The organism is Microcoleus sp. MOSTC5, assembly GCF_036701825.1.
Taxonomy (GTDB): domain Bacteria; phylum Cyanobacteriota; class Cyanobacteriia; order Cyanobacteriales; family Microcoleaceae; genus Microcoleus; species Microcoleus asticus.
This window is the reverse complement of sequence record NZ_JAUBRK010000075.1, coordinates 1-15531: the sequence shown is the minus strand read 5'-3', so window position 1 is coordinate 15531 and position 15531 is coordinate 1. Positions and strand designations below refer to the sequence as shown.

The 15531-nt window shown below is 48.1% G+C and carries 19 protein-coding genes; 10 read left to right on the top strand and 9 right to left on the bottom strand.

Features of this window, described 5'->3' with window-relative positions:
• Window positions 1–27 precede the first annotated feature (27 nt).
• The 5 genes from QUA54_RS29270 (at window position 28) to QUA54_RS29250 (ending at window position 3360) form a co-directional block, all read left to right on the top strand.
• On the top strand, window positions 28–816 hold the full coding sequence (locus QUA54_RS29270; protein ID WP_333186000.1) for an FHA domain-containing protein: 789 nt from the start codon (window positions 28–30) through the stop codon (window positions 814–816).
• An 82-nt stretch (window positions 817–898) separates the two neighbouring features.
• The gene (locus tag QUA54_RS29265; RefSeq protein ID WP_172186325.1) at window positions 899–1390 is read left to right on the top strand and encodes an FHA domain-containing protein; all 492 of its coding nucleotides are present in this window, start codon (window positions 899–901) and stop codon (window positions 1388–1390) included.
• 55 nt (window positions 1391–1445) lie between these two features.
• Window positions 1446–2183 (top strand): PRC-barrel domain-containing protein, encoded by a 738-nt coding sequence (locus QUA54_RS29260; protein ID WP_333417977.1) that lies wholly within the window; start codon window positions 1446–1448, stop codon window positions 2181–2183.
• Window positions 2184–2353: 170 nt separating this feature from the next.
• The gene (locus QUA54_RS29255) at window positions 2354–2911 is read left to right on the top strand and encodes a hypothetical protein (protein ID WP_333417975.1); all 558 of its coding nucleotides are present in this window, start codon (window positions 2354–2356) and stop codon (window positions 2909–2911) included.
• Complete coding sequence (locus tag QUA54_RS29250) at window positions 2908–3360, top strand: FHA domain-containing protein (RefSeq protein WP_333186007.1); 453 nt, start codon at window positions 2908–2910, stop codon at window positions 3358–3360. The genes QUA54_RS29255 and QUA54_RS29250 overlap by 4 nt, the downstream gene beginning before the upstream one ends.
• A 141-nt stretch (window positions 3361–3501) precedes the next feature.
• Here QUA54_RS29250 and QUA54_RS29245 read toward each other — a convergent pair whose 3' ends face one another.
• Entirely contained in the window at window positions 3502–4080 is a 579-nt protein-coding gene (locus QUA54_RS29245; protein ID WP_333417972.1) for a DUF1997 domain-containing protein, read from the bottom strand.
• A 208-nt stretch (window positions 4081–4288) separates the two neighbouring features.
• On the opposite strand from QUA54_RS29245, the gene pheA reads away from it, so the two are divergent.
• Complete coding sequence (gene pheA, locus QUA54_RS29240; RefSeq protein WP_333417970.1) at window positions 4289–5215, top strand: prephenate dehydratase; 927 nt, start codon at window positions 4289–4291, stop codon at window positions 5213–5215.
• 34 nt (window positions 5216–5249) lie between these two features.
• On the top strand, window positions 5250–5894 hold the full coding sequence (locus QUA54_RS29235; protein WP_333417968.1) for a pentapeptide repeat-containing protein: 645 nt from the start codon (window positions 5250–5252) through the stop codon (window positions 5892–5894).
• Between the two features lie 33 nt (window positions 5895–5927).
• Here the strand turns inward: QUA54_RS29235 and QUA54_RS29230 are convergent, their stop codons facing one another.
• From QUA54_RS29230 to fusA, 5 genes are all read right to left on the bottom strand, one after another.
• On the bottom strand, window positions 5928–6866 hold the full coding sequence (locus tag QUA54_RS29230; RefSeq protein ID WP_333417966.1) for a PspA/IM30 family protein: 939 nt from the start codon (window positions 6864–6866) through the stop codon (window positions 5928–5930).
• A gap of 209 nt (window positions 6867–7075) precedes the next feature.
• Window positions 7076–7717 carry an LON peptidase substrate-binding domain-containing protein gene (locus QUA54_RS29225; protein ID WP_006632192.1) on the bottom strand — a complete coding sequence of 214 codons (642 nt, stop codon included), beginning with the start codon at window positions 7715–7717 and terminating at the stop codon, window positions 7076–7078.
• A gap of 408 nt (window positions 7718–8125) precedes the next feature.
• On the bottom strand, window positions 8126–8443 hold the full coding sequence (rpsJ, locus tag QUA54_RS29220; protein WP_006632193.1) for a 30S ribosomal protein S10: 318 nt from the start codon (window positions 8441–8443) through the stop codon (window positions 8126–8128).
• A 175-nt stretch (window positions 8444–8618) separates the two neighbouring features.
• The gene (tuf, locus tag QUA54_RS29215) at window positions 8619–9848 is read right to left on the bottom strand and encodes an elongation factor Tu (protein WP_333186026.1); all 1230 of its coding nucleotides are present in this window, start codon (window positions 9846–9848) and stop codon (window positions 8619–8621) included.
• A 102-nt stretch (window positions 9849–9950) separates the two neighbouring features.
• Entirely contained in the window at window positions 9951–12023 is a 2073-nt protein-coding gene (gene fusA, locus QUA54_RS29210) for an elongation factor G (RefSeq protein WP_333417964.1), read from the bottom strand.
• A gap of 198 nt (window positions 12024–12221) precedes the next feature.
• Here fusA and QUA54_RS29205 point away from each other — a divergent pair, with 198 nt between their 5' ends.
• Window positions 12222–12374, top strand: coding sequence for a hypothetical protein (locus tag QUA54_RS29205; protein ID WP_333417962.1), 153 nt, complete (start codon window positions 12222–12224; stop codon window positions 12372–12374).
• On the opposite strand, the gene rpsG is transcribed toward QUA54_RS29205, so the two are convergent.
• On the bottom strand, window positions 12371–12841 hold the full coding sequence (gene rpsG, locus QUA54_RS29200; RefSeq protein ID WP_006632196.1) for a 30S ribosomal protein S7: 471 nt from the start codon (window positions 12839–12841) through the stop codon (window positions 12371–12373). The two genes, QUA54_RS29205 and rpsG, sit on opposite strands and share 4 nt — an antisense overlap.
• Window positions 12842–12979: 138 nt before the next feature.
• Window positions 12980–13360: a 30S ribosomal protein S12 gene (gene rpsL / locus QUA54_RS29195; RefSeq protein ID WP_172186436.1), complete on the bottom strand. Its 381-nt coding sequence runs from the start codon at window positions 13358–13360 to the stop codon at window positions 12980–12982.
• A 467-nt stretch (window positions 13361–13827) separates the two neighbouring features.
• Here rpsL and QUA54_RS29190 point away from each other — a divergent pair, with 467 nt between their 5' ends.
• Window positions 13828–14013 carry a hypothetical protein gene (locus QUA54_RS29190; protein WP_333417960.1) on the top strand — a complete coding sequence of 62 codons (186 nt, stop codon included), beginning with the start codon at window positions 13828–13830 and terminating at the stop codon, window positions 14011–14013.
• Here QUA54_RS29190 and QUA54_RS29185 read toward each other — a convergent pair.
• Complete coding sequence (locus QUA54_RS29185; RefSeq protein ID WP_333417958.1) at window positions 13992–14144, bottom strand: hypothetical protein; 153 nt, start codon at window positions 14142–14144, stop codon at window positions 13992–13994. The genes QUA54_RS29190 and QUA54_RS29185 overlap by 22 nt on opposite strands.
• Window positions 14145–14237: 93 nt before the next feature.
• On the opposite strand from QUA54_RS29185, the gene QUA54_RS29180 reads away from it, so the two are divergent.
• A complete protein-coding gene (locus QUA54_RS29180; RefSeq protein WP_333186036.1) occupies window positions 14238–15089 on the top strand; it encodes an Npun_R2479 family HD domain-containing metalloprotein in 852 nt (283 codons plus the stop codon).
• The last annotated feature ends 442 nt before the right edge of the window (window positions 15090–15531 follow it).

Genomic DNA, 15531 nt, shown 5'->3' with positions numbered 1-15531 from the left:
AATCTGGCCGATAGCAAGGAGAAATCGATGATTGTCTGTCCCAATTGCAATCACCAGAACCCCGACGGGGCCAGCCAGTGCGAGGCTTGCTACACGCCTTTACCTGTTACCGCAAGTTGCTCGAACTGCGGTGCTGCTGTTCAGACAGATGCAGCGTTTTGCGGTCAGTGCGGCTTTAACTTGCGTCCGGGTTCCATAGTTCCAGAAGTTGGGGTGACAGTAGCGTCCCCCTCGCCTGTGGGCCCCACAGTGGTATCGTCACCGATGCCGGATTTACCGCCAAGCGAACCCCTGATGGCAATGGAACCTCTAGTTACCCTAAATAATGGGCCCAACTTGGAAAAAACTCCCGCCAGCATTCCTACGATTCCAGAACCCCCGCCTTCGCCCTCGGTTCCTGTTACAACTGAATCAGTGGCAACACCAGTAAATACCTCTCCCCCGGTTCCGGCCCCACAGCCAGGTGTAGCTAAAACTCAACTGCAACAGCAGTCGGCGCGCCTGCTACACGTTCAGACAAATACACCGATGGAATTGCCTCACAGTCTGTCTGTGGTTCACATAGGCAAGCCAAATGACTTAGTGCCGCCGGATATTGATGTTTCCGGATTTGCTAATTCTGAGATAGTTTCTCGCGTACACGCAAATCTCCGGGTGGAGGGAGATGCTTGCTACCTTGAAGATGTAGGCAGTTCCAACGGTACTTACGTCAACAATACTCCGCTGCCCAAGGGAAACCGGCACCGGTTGCGACCGGGAGACCGCATCTCTCTTGGCAAAGGAGACCTGGTTACGTTTTTATTTCAAATCTCTTAGATCGAGTTTGGATTGGGCGATCGAAAGTCTAAAATCTAAAATCGCATCTTGAGGCGCTCTACCAAAACTCAATGCTGCCAATGTGATTAAGCTGACCTTGCTACATCCACTCCAGTCTATACCCGTCCGCAGTTGGATCTTTGAAGACGAGCAGGTCGTCCGGATCGGGCGATCGACCGAAAACCAGGTCGTTCTTTTTAGCGCTGTCGTTTCTCGCCGCCACATCGAATTGCGGCGCAGCGGCATAACTTGGGAACTGATCAATTTAGGTACCAACGGCACTTACCTCGATGGTAAGCCGATCGCTAAGGTTCCGGTTGTGGACGGTCTGATCGTTCACTTGGCTCGCTCGGGTCCGAAAATTCAAATCAACGTCGGCCCCAATCAGTCCTCAGTCCAGCTAGGACAAATTAGCGTCAAGCCAAGGGAGGCTAAGGAAATTCACGCTCCCTCGGGCGGCGCGCAAATTAGCACGATTCCTGTTCCCGACCAAAAAGAAGTTGGCATTTCTAGGGAAGAGGAGGATTTAACGGAGGCAGACAATACTCGCCATTATTCGGAAGAAGAATATTAAATCGGCCTCTTTGGACGATCGAAATTTTTCAAAGGCGGCACTCAGGAGTTTATTTATGAGTACATCACAACAGATTGTTAGGCGCAGCGAACTGCTCAACCGCCGCACGATCGACCGCAGAACAGCGGAAGAGGTCGGCAGGGTAGATCGGCTTTGGCTCGATCCTCACTCCCAGCGGGCGATCGGCTTTACTTGCAAGTCGGGACTTTTGGGCAGCAAAAAAACTTGGTTCGCTTGGGCGCAAGTTGATACGGTAGGCGAAAATGTTTTTGTCACCATTAACCCGGAACTGCCGGAATTGCATCAGCCGGAACAAGCTGTGTGTCCGATCGGGCTTGAGGTGCTCACGGACGCTGGGAATAAGGCAGGTACGGTGGTTGATTACCTATTTGATTCCCGGACGGGTACAGTGATCCACTACCTGTTTAAATCGAGCGGCTGGCGCGGCGTTTTAGACGGGATTTACTTGCTACCGGTGGCAGCTATTTCGACGATCGGCAGCAAGCGGGCGATCGTCTCTGAAGCTGCTGTATCGGAGCCAGTCCAGTACGCGGAGGGATTGCACAAAAAAGTCGGTCTGGTAGCAGAGTTTTTACACGAAGATTTCGACAAAACTCTCAAAAATGTGGCAGGCGTGAAGCGGGGAGCTCAAAGTCTGGCGGAAAAATTCCAAGATAAAGCTCTAGAAGTCAGGGATGTAGCTCAAGAAAAAGTTGCCGAGTTGAAGCGGCAAAGGGATGAATCTGCCCGGCCAGAGCCGGACCCGGAGCCGCCCGAGTCTGATTTGAGTTGAAGTTTGGCCTTCCCGATCGCCCTGCGACTAATTGCCGATGGGATTTTGGGGGTGGCGCGCCCGAGGAAGGTCGATCTGTATTTTCGGTCTAGGAGATTGAGGCGTTCTCGCTCAGAATTTCTGTGCTGCTCAAAGCATTCTATTTTAAAGGTATCGCATCAATAAGGAAAATGTTAGCAATTCAAAAAGACCTATGCTGTTTGATACAACAAACAAGTATTTTATCTAGAGACCCCAGCATTAATAATTGGTTAACTTCTGTATCCACGAACAGCGATTCGTCGCTCGTTGACTCTCACCAGATCGAGAACTCGAATCAGCGGTGCAACCAGCGCGGGTCTGAGTTAAATTATGGGGCTAGTCCGCGGGAAAATGGTTGTGCCGATCGAATTGAGCCGCTCACCCATCGGCGCAATCGCTCCATCCCAGACCAAATTAATCAAGCGGTCTCAACATTCGTCAATCATTGGGAAGTTCAGCAGATTAATAACACGGTGTTTGGTTGTTACCGAGGAAAGCAAAAATTTGCGCCTGCGCCAAAAGCTAACGATCAAAAATTTGTTCAAATGCCTCAAGCAGCCAAAAGTTCAACTTTTACGGCAGAACGAAGCAAGAGTAACGCACTCACCACCCCTTTGAAAATCAAATTTTTTGCGGTTTTCTACCCAAAAATCTATCTGGAAGCATCCCCGTTTCTGTCTGGCGGGGGAGTGTCAAAACATCCGTGATTACCTTAACTCTGTTACATCCTATCCAGTCTGTCCCAGTTCAAAGTTGGTGTTTTGAATCCGAATCGGTGGTTCGGATCGGTCGATCGAACGACAATGATGTAATTATTTACAGCGCTGTAGTTTCCCGCCACCACGTAGAGCTGTGGAATCACGCCAATGGCTGGGAAATTATTAATTTTGGTGCTAACGGCACCTATGTAGATGATAGACCGATCGCTCAGGTTTCTGCTGTGGACGGAATGACAATTCGCTTGGGCAATTCCGGGCCAAAAATCAGGATTCGGGTGGGCGCAACCAATCAACCGGGCAAAACAACCAAGTCACCGCAGCGCGAACTCCGCCAAAAGGACGAAGTTTTAAATGACAAGTCAACTGCTTGGCCTCGGGGTGTAGGAATCATAGAAGAGGATGAACATGGAGGGCTGACTCAAAACGATCTTGACTGACCGGCAGCTATCTATCCCTGCGGGCGAACTCAAACAAAGTTCAAGGTACGCAATTGGCTGATCTAACTAATTTTTCGGTAAGTAGCCTAATTTTTACCTAAATATGCCTATAAATTAATTAACAGCTTCTCTAGTATGATCTCACCCTTCTAAAGATAAGATTTGGGGAATCTCGCTCGATATTACCTCAGTTTGGTTGCTTGCCCATCGGCGGTAATCTAAGAGCAACTGGTGCATCAACCGCTGTTTGACGCTCAGCAGTACACTCTTGAGCAAAGCGTTGCCCGTTGCTTCTAAAATTGGTTTGGGCGTCAGCCAAAACGGCGGCGGTAACTCTACTTGGACTTCCAAATCCGCTTTTCCCTTCAAGTATGCTACTCCGCTGCTTTGGTGTACACAAAGCTGTCCTTTGAGATTGAGAGCAAAGCGATCGTTTATGTAACCCACCCCACGAATTTCGCAGGCGACGGACTCCAAATTGATTGTGCCGTCTGACTCAGCCCACACCCTCATGTCTACGGTGGGTTGAATGCTCAGCATCATAAATTGTAACGGCCGCATTTTCAGGCGGAAACAGTCATCGCTTAGCTGCTGTGTGCGACTTCGATCGACGAGGGCGTTCACCAGTCGCCTCGGCTGGCGCAGATAATGTTGAATGGGAACCCGTTCGTCTGGTACGGCGATCTCAACGGATTGGGAAGAATTAAAGCGGATATACATGAGAAGATATCAAAATATAGGATTCCTAAGCATATCTTAATAAACTATCACCTTTTTTAAGGTGACATAAGTCGCGCACTAAGTCGCGCCCCCAGCCATGTCAACCGAGAAATCACTGATAAAAGCTTTCGGGACATCGCTAGTTTTTCATCATACTTGCTAGCTGATGAGAGTAAAGCAAACTTTTGTAACCTAAAATTATCTCTAAATGAAAATTTCGATCTCACATCTCGGCCCTGTTGGTACAAATGCAGAAACAGCGGCTCTAGCTTATGTCAATTGGTTGAGCCAAGAAACTAACTTTGAATGCACCCTGTGTCCTTATTCCACCATTTCCCAGGCGCTAGAGGCATCGGCCGTAGGGCAGGTTGACTATTCAGTTGTGCCAGTCGAAAATTCGATCGAAGGCAGCGTGACTGTCACTTTAGATACACTGTGGCGACTAGATCGACTCCGCATTCAACACGCCTTAGTTTTGCCAATTTCCCACGCGCTAGTGTCTAATGCTACAAAAATTAACGAGATTCAAAAAGTTTACTCTCATCCGCAAGCCCTAGCTCAGTGTCAGTTATGGTTGGGGCAGTTTATTCCCTCAGCTCAATTGATTCCGACCAATTCAACCACGGAAGCATTGCAATATCTGGAAGATAGAAATGTAGCGGCGATCTCTTCGCCAAGAGCTGCTGAACTTTACAATTTGCCAGTGTTAGCTCACCCCATTAATGATTATCCCGATAATTACACTCGATTTTGGGTACTCAGCACGAGTGTTGGAGAAATCGCAAACGTAGAAGCAGCCGATTCCTCATCGATTAAATCCATTGCAAAATCTGCTGCTAAGTTGATCCTCGATGCTTCACCGTCTAATTGCACCCATACCTCACTGGCTTTTAGCGTACCTGCCAATATGCCTGGAGCACTGGTAAAACCTTTGCAAGTATTTGCCAGTCGCGGTATTAATTTAAGTCGGATTGAATCTAGACCGACTAAGCGATCGCTCGGAGAATATATTTTCTTTATGGACTTTGAGGCTAACGCCTCCCAAGCATTTGTGCGATCGGCACTCGAAGAATTAAAAAATCACACAGAAACTTTAAAAATATTTGGTTGCTACAATGTACTGTCAGTAGTATAATTTTATTTTAAGTAAAACTTAGGAGGCTGGTGAGATGAATGCTGATGAACTTCTCAAGCGATACGCAGCCGGAGAAAGAAATTTTCATGAAACCAACTTGAAAGAGGCTTTTTTGCGAGAAGCTTTCCTAATTGATATTAATCTAGCCTGTGCAAATCTGAAGGAAATCAATTTTGCTTTGGCGAACTTAAGGGGGGCAAACTTAATAGCTGCCAACCTAAAGAATGCTTGCCTGGTGATGACCCGCTTAAATGGGGCTAACCTGAGCGGAGCCGATCTAACTTTCGCAAGATTAACAGGAGCTGACCTGATTGAAGCAAACTTGGAAAACGCCAACTTGAGCGACACCAAAATGATAGCTGTTAATTTGAGCGGAGCAAACTTGGAAAACGCCAACTTGATGGAAGCGAACCTCCTAGATGCTTGCTTGGACAATACAAACCTCGAAAAAGCAAATCTAAGCGAGGCAAAACTGCGGGGAGCGAGTCTGAGAGGAGCTGACTTGAGAGGCGCTTTTTTGTGTGAAAGTAACCTTCAGGGTGCTGACTTGAGAAAAGCTGATTTGCGCGGTGCTAATTTGAGCGGTGCCTTTTTATGCGGCGCTAACCTCGAAGGCGCTAAGCGAGATAAGAAAACAATTTTCAGTGGGACAATACATTTTTGCGTCAGACAAGTTTGAGATCGCGCAATATATAACCGGAGAATCCCACAACTAAGGGCTAAAAAATATACTATTGACTTGGCTGAAAGTGAAATCTATTTGCTTTTGTACCCTAGCAAAATGAAGCTGCATCTTGAGGATCTCTTTCTTGGAATTAGCTTCAGCAATCTTACTTTCCAAAGCCAGCAAGTTGCGGTTGAGGGTTTCTACTCGCACAGTTTGGTCGTCTAAGTCAATTTTTAGTTCTGCGGCCCGATCGAATTGAATCTGCTTGCGAACCAAGGCGAGGCGGACTGAATTTTCATCCTCTTTCTGAAGAGCTAGCAAAGCTCGCTGCTGCCACTGATTGGCTTGAGATTCAGCTTGATTGTACTGCCACTGAATGCGCAGTTGGGCGGAAATCGCGCTGCCAACAGCCTGACGCAGTTCTTTGAGAGGTTCCTGAATTTCTAAGATTAACAGTTCCCAAAGATTCATCAGTTCGCTGGTAAATTCTTCGCGCTCTACAGAGGCTACCAATGCTTCTAACAGCAACAAATTTGGTTGTATCTGCTGCGTAATTGTCTCAAATATTAACTGTGCTTCGGACAACTCCCGATCGTAATTTTTTTCTGAGACTGCACCAGATGAGTGCTTTAATATTTTTTCCGTGCTGTCTAACTCAGCTTCTGAATCTGAACTTGAGGCTACAAAGGCCTGTAATTTTTCGCGGGCGATCGAACTCAGTCTTTTTCGCAGCAAATCGCAGGCTGCCCGCTGCACTGACCCTGTTTCGCTTTGACAAATCTGGATGACTATTTTTAAGCCTGCATCGCCGTAATTCAATGTCTCTGTCAGGGCGGCGATTCGATGTTCGCTGACAGAACTAGACAGCCGGTGTTTAACTCCTGCTAGTCCGCCGAGTACGACACCGCCCACAGGAGGCGGCAGTTGACCGCCTTTAACTGCATCGTATGGTTTCGGTTGGCCGAGATTTTCTAACACAAGCATTTACTGCTATAAAGAACCTGTCCGAACCTGTGTGAAGTTAAGGATTAAACAGCTAGCAGTTCCAAAAAATCATGGAACTGTCAGCCCGCGATCCGAACCCTTAGATCAATCATTCCCAATCGAAAATCGAAAATCGAAAATCGTGTGATTTGTGTGTAATTCTTGCTTCAATGCAGGCAAAACCGATCGTACTTTTTTGCGCAAATTGGCTACTTGAGCGTATCTTTAAGTACAGTCCTCGCTGCCAAGTGATTGCGAGTAGAAGTCAAAATCTCGGTTTCGCGTTCCAATCTCGCAGCAGTATCTTGCAATTCTAAAAGAGTTTGCTGTTCTGTCGCTGCACCGTAAAGGTAGCTGGCTACCCAATAGGACAATTCGGTGGGCAAACTGGGAATGTCTTCCGGCAGGTCGATCGGCTGATCCATCAATTTGCTGGAGAGGCGAACTACATCTCTCAGCAGTTGTTCGACATCTTTTCCCAAAGGTCTGAGGTCTTTTTGCGGCGGTTCGTCTTCAATCCATTCTACTAGACCGACTAAATAGGGTTTTTCCCGAACGGCGTCGAGCACTCGGAACCGCTGCTGGCCGAGAGTCATAATTTTCATGCGATCGTCGGGGAGTCGCTGACAGTGAATCACTTCGGCGCAACAACCGACGGCAGAGACTTTGTTTTGGTTGGGGTCCCACATGAGTACACCAAAACGGCGATCGCCCTCCAGAATCGTATTCATCATGATTCGATAGCGAAACTCGAAGATTTGCAGCGGCAGCGGTCTACCTGGAAATAGAACCACTTCCGGCAACGGAAATAAGGGGAGTTCGCGAACTGCTACAGAGGAAGAGGATGCCATTGTCGCTCAAAAGTGACGGTACTTGCGCTTCTTTTTCTTACTTTAACTGATTTGAGGCAATTCCGGGGCAGGAGCGATCGGGCTTTTCCGGTGGCAACGGGATCGACGGCTCGCTATCTCCCGTGCTGGCAGCTTTACAAAGGCGTTATTTCGTCAAAATGCTAAATATACCTTTTTGCTGAACTAAGTGATCCTGAAGGCGATGATAGCGACTGCTAAAGGAGCGTTTTTGTAGCGATCGCGCCTTAATTAAGAATAATTATTTAAGTTCGTGCCGGAGCAGAAGTTATTGCTGATTATTAACTAATAACTAATACCTAATAACTGATGACTGGGGAAATTCAAACAAAAAGAAGGAACTATTTGTTTAATCTTTGTTCCTTCTTTTCGAGTTTTCGATGAGTCAATCTACAGCTTGACTTCGATATCTACGCCGGCGGGCAAATCCAGTTTCATCAAAGCGTCAATTGTTTTGGCCGATGGCTGGTGAATGTCGATAATCCGGCGGTGCGTGCGGGTTTCAAAGTGTTCGCGAGAATCTTTGTCTACGTGGGGCGATCGCAGCAAGCAGTAAATCCGCCGTTTTGTCGGTAGGGGAATCGGGCCGATCGCTGTGGCTGCTGTCCGATTTGCTGTATCTACAATCTTTTCGCAGGATGCGTCTAGAATCCGGCGATCGAAAGCTTTGAGGCGAATGCGAATTTTTTGCTGTTGAATTGTTGCCATTTTTGTTTCTTGAATTTTCTAGGTTCAGTTTGTTGTTTGTTGTCTGTTGCCTGTTTGCAGTTGTTTTTGGGCTAACTGCTAACTGCGGACTCATCACTAATAACTAATCACTAAATAGCAGAAAAGCCTAATTTAATTTGGCGGCTTTTCTGCTATTTAAGCTGTTATCGGAGTCCTACTTGAGGATTTTGGAAACAACGCCGGCGCCGACGGTGCGGCCGCCTTCGCGGATAGCGAAGCGCATTCCTTGTTCGATCGCGATCGGGTGGATCAACTCAACAGTCATTTTGATCCGGTCACCGGGCATCACCATTTCTGCTTCAGTACCGTCATCAGCGGTGAACTGTGCGATCGTGCCGGTCACGTCAGTGGTACGGACGTAGAATTGAGGGCGATATCCAGAGAAAAAGGGCGTGTGCCGGCCGCCTTCTTCCTTCTTGAGGATGTACACTTCAGATTCAAACTGAGTGTGAGGACTGATGGATTTGGGCTTGGCAATTACCATGCCTCTTTCAATATCCTCCTTTAAAATCCCCCGCAGCAGTAGACCCACGTTGTCGCCGGCTATGCCTTGTTCCAACGACTTCTGGAACATTTCCACACCAGTCACCGTAGTGTTGCGAGTGTCCTTAAGGCCAATCACTTCTACTGTTTCGCCGACTTTGATTGTGCCGCGCTCAATCCGACCAGTGGCAACAGTACCCCGACCAGTAATCGAGAATACGTCTTCAACTGCCATCAAGAAAGGCTTGTCAACTTCGCGTTCTGGGGTGGGGATGTAAGAATCTACTTCTTCCATCAGCTTGTAAATCTTGTCCACCCAAGGATTCTCGCCCTTTTTGGTCTTGGGGTTAGCAATCATCGCTTCGAGAGCTTGCAATCCCGAACCAGTCACGATAGGGATGTCATCACCCGGAAAATCGTAAGAGCTCAGGAGTTCGCGAACTTCGAGTTCGACGAGTTCCAGTAGTTCTGCGTCATCTACCATGTCTTCCTTGTTCAAGAAAACAACCAAGCTGGGAACGCCAACTTGCTTAGCCAGCAGGATGTGTTCGCGAGTTTGAGGCATGGGGCCGTCTGCTGCTGACACTACTAGGATACCGCCGTCCATTTGAGCCGCACCGGTGATCATGTTTTTCACATAGTCAGCGTGTCCGGGGCAATCAACGTGGGCATAGTGCCTATCTGTGGTTTCGTACTCGACGTGAGCAGTATTAATCGTAATACCCCGTGCTTTTTCTTCAGGCGCGGCGTCGATGTCGGCGTAGTTCTTAGCCTTTGCTTGACCTAGTGCAGAGAGAGTCATCGTAATCGCGGCGGTCAAAGTTGTTTTGCCGTGGTCAACGTGACCGATCGTACCGATGTTTACGTGGGGTTTAGTCCGTTCAAATTTTGCGCGTGCCATTCTCGATTTGTTCCTTGTTTCTTTTAGCGATTTTAGATTTTAACATTTTAGATTTTAGACTTTGGATTTCATCCAAAATCCAAAATCTAAAATTCAAAATCGTTAGTTACCTTTGTTCTTAGCGATGATGGCTTCAGCCACATTTCGCGGCACTTCTTCGTAATGGCTGAATTCCATTGTGAAGATGCCTCGACCTTGGGTTTTCGAGCGGATGTCGGTGGCGTAACCAAACATTTCTGCTAGTGGAACTTTTACAGAAACTTTGGCAATCCCCTGATCCGTCTCTTGACCCTCGATCTGACCCCGACGCGAGTTGAGGTCTCCGATGACGTTCCCGATGTAATCTTCGGGAACTTCAACCTCTACTTTCATCATAGGCTCTAGCAGCACGGGCGACGCCTTCATCACGGCTTCTTTGATCGCCATTGAACCGGCGATCTTAAATGCCATTTCTGAGGAGTCTACGTCGTGGAAAGACCCGTCTACCATAGTAGCTTTGAGGTCAATCACGGGATATCCTGCTACAATACCTGATTCGCAGGCTTCTTTCATCCCTTGTTCTGCCGGGCCGATGTACTCTTTGGGTACAGTGCCGCCGACAATTTTGGAGACAAATTCAAAGCCGCTTCCGACTTCGGTGGGTTCTAGTTCGATCACGACGTGACCGTACTGACCTTTACCGCCGCTTTGGCGGATAAATTTACCTTCGGCGCGGACGGATTTGCGAATGGTTTCGCGGTAGGCTACTTGTGGCTGACCCACGTTGGCTTCTACTTTGAATTCCCGCAGCATCCTGTCTACCAGGATTTCCAGGTGCAGTTCGCCCATGCCGGCGATGACTGTCTGGTTGGTTTCAGGGTCCACGTTAACTCGGAAGGTGGGGTCTTCTTCCGAGAGCGACTGGAGGGCTTTGGAGAGCTTCTCCATGTCTTGTTTGGTTTTGGGTTCGACAGCCACCGAGATGACTGGCTCTGGAATAAACAGAGATTCCAGAATCACTGGCGATCCTTCTTCGCTGAGGGTGTCGCCGGTGAAGGTGTCTTTCAAACCCAAGGCTGCTCCCAAGTCTCCAGCCCGCAGTTCCTCAACTTCTATCCGATCGTCGGCTTTGAGGACAATTAAGCGAGACACCCGCTCTTTTTTGTCTTTGGTGGAGTTGAGGACGTAGGTGCCTTTTTTGAGGATACCCGAGTAGACCCTAACGAAGGTCAGGCGGCCGTAGGGGTCAGCCATGATTTTGAATGCCAGGGCTGACAGGGGCGCGTTGTCGTCTGCAAATCGTTCTGCTGTGTCGCCGTTGGGCAGGAGTCCTTGAATTGGGGGAACTTCCAAGGGCGACGGCAGGTAGTCGATCACTGAATCCAACAACAACTGAACGCCTTTGTTTTTGAACGCCGAACCGCAGAGCATGGGGACGATCGTGCCAGAGATCGTGCCAGCGCGCAAAGCTGCACGAATTTCTGCTTCTGTTAACTCTTCGCCTTCGAGGTATTTCTCGGTGAGGGCGTCGTTGGTTTCTGCTACGGACTCGATCAGCTTGGTGCGGTATTCTGCCGCTAGCTCTTTTACTTCCTCGGGAATTTCTACTTCCTCGATGTCGGTTCCCGTGTCGTTGTTGTAGATATAGGCTTTCATTTGCACTAAGTCTACAATTCCCCGGAAGTTTTCTTCGCTGCCGATCGGGATTTGGATGGGTACGGCGTTCGCTCTCATTCGATCGCGAATTTGGCCGTAGACTTTGTAGAAGTTTGCGCCCATCCGATCCATTTTGTTGACGAACACGATCCGCGGTACTTTGTACCGATCTGCTTGTCGCCAAACTGTTTCCGATTGGGGCTGCACTCCCCCTACCGAGCAGAACACTGCGATCACTCCGTCGAGCACTCGCATCGAGCGTTCGACTTCGATCGTGAAGTCTACGTGTCCGGGAGTGTCGATGATGTTGATTTTGTAATCTTTCCAACTGGTGGTGATAGCAGCGGCAGTAATTGTAATTCCCCGCTCCCGCTCTTGCTCCATCCAGTCAGTGACTGCTGTTCCCTCGTGCACTTCACCCATTTTGTGAACCATGCCTGAATAGAACAGAATTCTTTCAGTTGTTGTTGTTTTGCCCGCGTCGATGTGGGCTGCGATGCCGATGTTGCGAGTTTTTTCTAGCGGGACGGTACGTGCCACAGCTACCTCCTTAATCTTGTGTTGCTGTTATAATACTATTATACTACACAGAAACCCTATTTTGCACTCCCAGCAAATTACAACAGTGCCTGGAGCTTCTTGTTACATTTTAATATTTTTTGCAAGATTTGTTTACAAAAATATTAAGGATGCGACATGGAGGATTCAGAGAGTGCGTGAATTTTTAGTGCGTGAATTTTGATTTTGGGAGTTTTGAGTTTGCTTGCGCGATCGGGCAACTGCGCCAAGGGAAGCAATCTCAACAATCAAAACTTACACTTGCCAATTTCTCGCCCGGTGCTTTTATACCGCACGATCGCGCTCTTCTCCATGCCCGATTTAGCTAGTTAGTACCGGTAGTGAGCAAAAGCCTTGTTAGCTTCGGCCATGCGGTGTGTTTCTTCGCGCTTGCGAATGGCACTGCCTGTTTCGTTAGCTGCATCCATCAGTTCGTTGGCTAGCTTGGCTGCCATCGAGCGGCCGGTGCGGGCGCGGGCAAATCTAATCAGCCAGCGGAGGGCGAGGGTCGTACCGCGATCGGAACGCACTTCCATCGGCACTTGGTAGGTGGCGCCACCTACCCGGCGGGCTTTGACTTCGACCAGGGGTGTAGCGTTTTTGACTGCTTTTTCAAACAAGTCTAACGGTTCAGCCCCTGTGCGTTCTTGGATGGTTTTGAGGGCGTCGTAGACGATGCTGGAGGCAACGGATTTTTTGCCGTGCTGCATGATCCGTCTCACCATCATGCTTACCAACCGGCTGTTGTAGGTTGGATCTGGCGGAACAGGACGTTTTTGAATAACTGTGCGGCGAGACATAGTTCTATTGGGGATTTTTGATTTTGAATGATTGAGTTTGGGGTTTTGGAGTCATATCTCGATCTATGATGATCGAGCGTGCGATCGGCGCGATCGGATTTATTGTTGCTTCCCAACCCCGATCGGGCGAGATCCTGGTTATTTTTTCTCTTTAGGACGCTTGGCCCCGTATTTGGAACGAGCCTGCTTGCGGTCTTTCACCCCAGCAGTGTCTAATGTACCGCGAATGATGTGGTATCTAACTCCGGGCAAATCTTTTACCCGACCGCCCCGGATCATTACTACCGAGTGTTCTTGCAAGTTGTGACCGATCCCTGGGATGTAGGCTGTCACTTCAAAACCAGAGGTCAGCCGTACCCGAGCCACCTTCCGCAGCGCCGAGTTGGGTTTTTTCGGGGTGGTCGTGTACACTCTGGTACAAACTCCGCGGCGCTGGGGGCAACTCTTGAGAGCTGGCGATTTGGTTTTTTTCTGCGTTTGTTCCCGTGCTGAACGGATGAGTTGCTGAATAGTGGGCATGAGTTACGGCATTTCTAGCTTTTTGCTGAGTATAGTGATTTAGGGGCATCCGCACTGAAAGTCCCTTCCCCTCTAGGGGGACGGGATGAATGAAAATAATTATGGGTAAGTGAGGATACCAGACTCTATATAGTACACGACTCGACTTTCTTTGGCAAGGAATTTGGCAAGGCTGTCGAACTTCTTTCCTTCGTGCCAGTTTCGACTTGCGATCTCAACGGGCGAATGATATGTGACATAATTACGATCTAAACGCAACCGTCAGGCTAATCACAGCCGTCAGCAAAATTTATGACGATCGATATTTCGATCGAATCACCATTTGTCGGAAACGCCCATCAACTCTAGCCTGCGATCGCATCACAGTCGCATCACAGTCTCAGCATCACACTCAGGGGTCGATCGACATCACATAAAGTTATCTAAAATTGCTGGACAATAAGAAATATACATTAAGTTGACCGCAGATGACAGTCAAAGCTTATATTCCTGAATATGAAATTTCCGAACTTTACTTGAACATTGGGAAATTCGGTAAAATTGATCGGACTCAGTTGCAGCAAATTCAATACCCAATTAATTCTCACACTTTAAGAAGTTCAGACGATCGAAAAATTATCAGCAGGCTACTCTATGCAGTACGGCGGGAATAGGTGTCAGTGATGGACTCAGTTGCTTGGGAGTTTTGAGTGCGGGCGCGAGATTGCTTAATGACTCCCCGGGCGTAGCGGCGCCAATGAGTTTTGAGATTGCCGCGCGAACCGCGAACAACCACGGAGTGCATGAGTTGTGAGTTAAAATCTCATCCATAAAATTAGAGGGTTCCCAAATAGATTCACCGCTCTTGAAAGGCAATATTAAGGTAAAAGGACAGGGTATGTTTAATTATACAGAACTGCTGATAGAAGCTTTCATCGAACAACTTCAGGACGGGTACAGCCGCACTTACGGAGGCTACAAATCAGACTATGCTGATATTATTGCCTGGGTGGGGGCAATGGCCTTAGAAAACATCGCCAACAGCGACGCTCTTTATCACAATATAGAACACGCCATTTGCATTACCTTAGTCGGTCAAGAAATCTTGCGGGGAAAACACATTCGCAAGGGGGGTGTTTCCTGCGAAGATTGGCTGCACTTCATCATTTCTTTGCTGTGCCAAGATATTGGATATGTCAAAGGAGTTTGCCGACAAGACCAAGAAGCCGAAGGATTGTATGCTACGGGAAAAGATGGCATGAGAATTGCACTTGCTCCCGGTGCAACAGCGGCTAGCTTAGCTCCTTACCGAGTTGACAGAGCTAAATTGTTCATTGACGAGCGCTTCGGCAACCACAAGCTAATTAATGCTGAGATAATTAAGCAGAACATAGAACAAACTCGTTTCTCGGTGCTTGATGGCTACACTGACGAGGATGCAGTTAATTACTCTAGTTTAGTTCGCGGTGCTGACTTGATAGGTCAGCTCAGCAACCCGCAATATTTGCAGAAAATAGGCGCGCTATTTTACGAGTTGGAAGAAAGCGGTGCTACTAAACTTTTGGGATACCGACATCCGGGCGACTTGCTACAAAGCTACTCTAAGTTTTACTGGAGCGGCATTTATCCGCACATCAGTGAATCTCTCGGTTACTTGCAGTTGACGCAGGAAGGCAAACAGATTGTTGCTAGTTTGTACGCTAACATATTTCGGATGGAACACCAACGTAGCGATTCTGAGGTTGCTTGACCGAAGGGGAAGGGGAAGGCGGCAAGTTTTGAATGCGTGATATTGCTTTCCTAAGAATTGCTTCGCTAACATTCCTTGCTACGCTATTAAGGGGAAGGGAAAGACGCCAAGTTATGAATGCGTAAGATTGCTTTCTGGAGAATTGCTTCGCTAACATTCCTTGCTACGCTATTGCCGTACCTGAGTTAAAGAGTTACCAATTCCCTATTACCGAAGTTTATTCCATCTAAGATATTGCACCATTTTTAATAGGTTTTTTAGGGGCGGGCTAGAAGAGCAACGGCCCACCAGAAAGCTCACTCTTTATGGAACAGGTCGTCGGGCGTTTTAAGCAAGAATGGTGCAAAATATGAGTTTCATCCAACTCCTGGGGGGGTAACAACCCGCCCCAAACCCATACTTTGTAAGGATTGAGCCCAAGTGTGCTAAAAAAAGATAGGCA

Bases quoted from the DNA above. Each gene is read 5' to 3' on its own strand.
- QUA54_RS29230 (WP_333417966.1), bottom strand. From the start codon at position 6,866: ATGCTTGTGTTAGAAAATCTCGGCCAACCGAAACCATACGATGCAGTT.
- QUA54_RS29180 (WP_333186036.1), top strand. From the start codon at position 14,238: ATGTTTAATTATACAGAACTGCTGATAGAAGCTTTCATCGAACAACTT.
- QUA54_RS29255 (WP_333417975.1), top strand. From the start codon at position 2,354: ATGTTAGCAATTCAAAAAGACCTATGCTGTTTGATACAACAAACAAGT.
- QUA54_RS29185 (WP_333417958.1), bottom strand. From the start codon at position 14,144: ATGCACTCCGTGGTTGTTCGCGGTTCGCGCGGCAATCTCAAAACTCAT.
- tuf (WP_333186026.1), bottom strand. From the start codon at position 9,848: ATGGCACGCGCAAAATTTGAACGGACTAAACCCCACGTAAACATCGGT.
- QUA54_RS29245 (WP_333417972.1), bottom strand. From the start codon at position 4,080: ATGTATATCCGCTTTAATTCTTCCCAATCCGTTGAGATCGCCGTACCA.
- QUA54_RS29190 (WP_333417960.1), top strand. From the start codon at position 13,828: ATGACAGTCAAAGCTTATATTCCTGAATATGAAATTTCCGAACTTTAC.
- QUA54_RS29225 (WP_006632192.1), bottom strand. From the start codon at position 7,717: ATGGCATCCTCTTCCTCTGTAGCAGTTCGCGAACTCCCCTTATTTCCG.
- QUA54_RS29260 (WP_333417977.1), top strand. From the start codon at position 1,446: ATGAGTACATCACAACAGATTGTTAGGCGCAGCGAACTGCTCAACCGC.
- rpsL (WP_172186436.1), bottom strand. From the start codon at position 13,360: ATGCCCACTATTCAGCAACTCATCCGTTCAGCACGGGAACAAACGCAG.
- pheA (WP_333417970.1), top strand. From the start codon at position 4,289: ATGAAAATTTCGATCTCACATCTCGGCCCTGTTGGTACAAATGCAGAA.
- rpsG (WP_006632196.1), bottom strand. From the start codon at position 12,841: ATGTCTCGCCGCACAGTTATTCAAAAACGTCCTGTTCCGCCAGATCCA.
- QUA54_RS29235 (WP_333417968.1), top strand. From the start codon at position 5,250: ATGAATGCTGATGAACTTCTCAAGCGATACGCAGCCGGAGAAAGAAAT.
- QUA54_RS29270 (WP_333186000.1), top strand. From the start codon at position 28: ATGATTGTCTGTCCCAATTGCAATCACCAGAACCCCGACGGGGCCAGC.
- rpsJ (WP_006632193.1), bottom strand. From the start codon at position 8,443: ATGGCAACAATTCAACAGCAAAAAATTCGCATTCGCCTCAAAGCTTTC.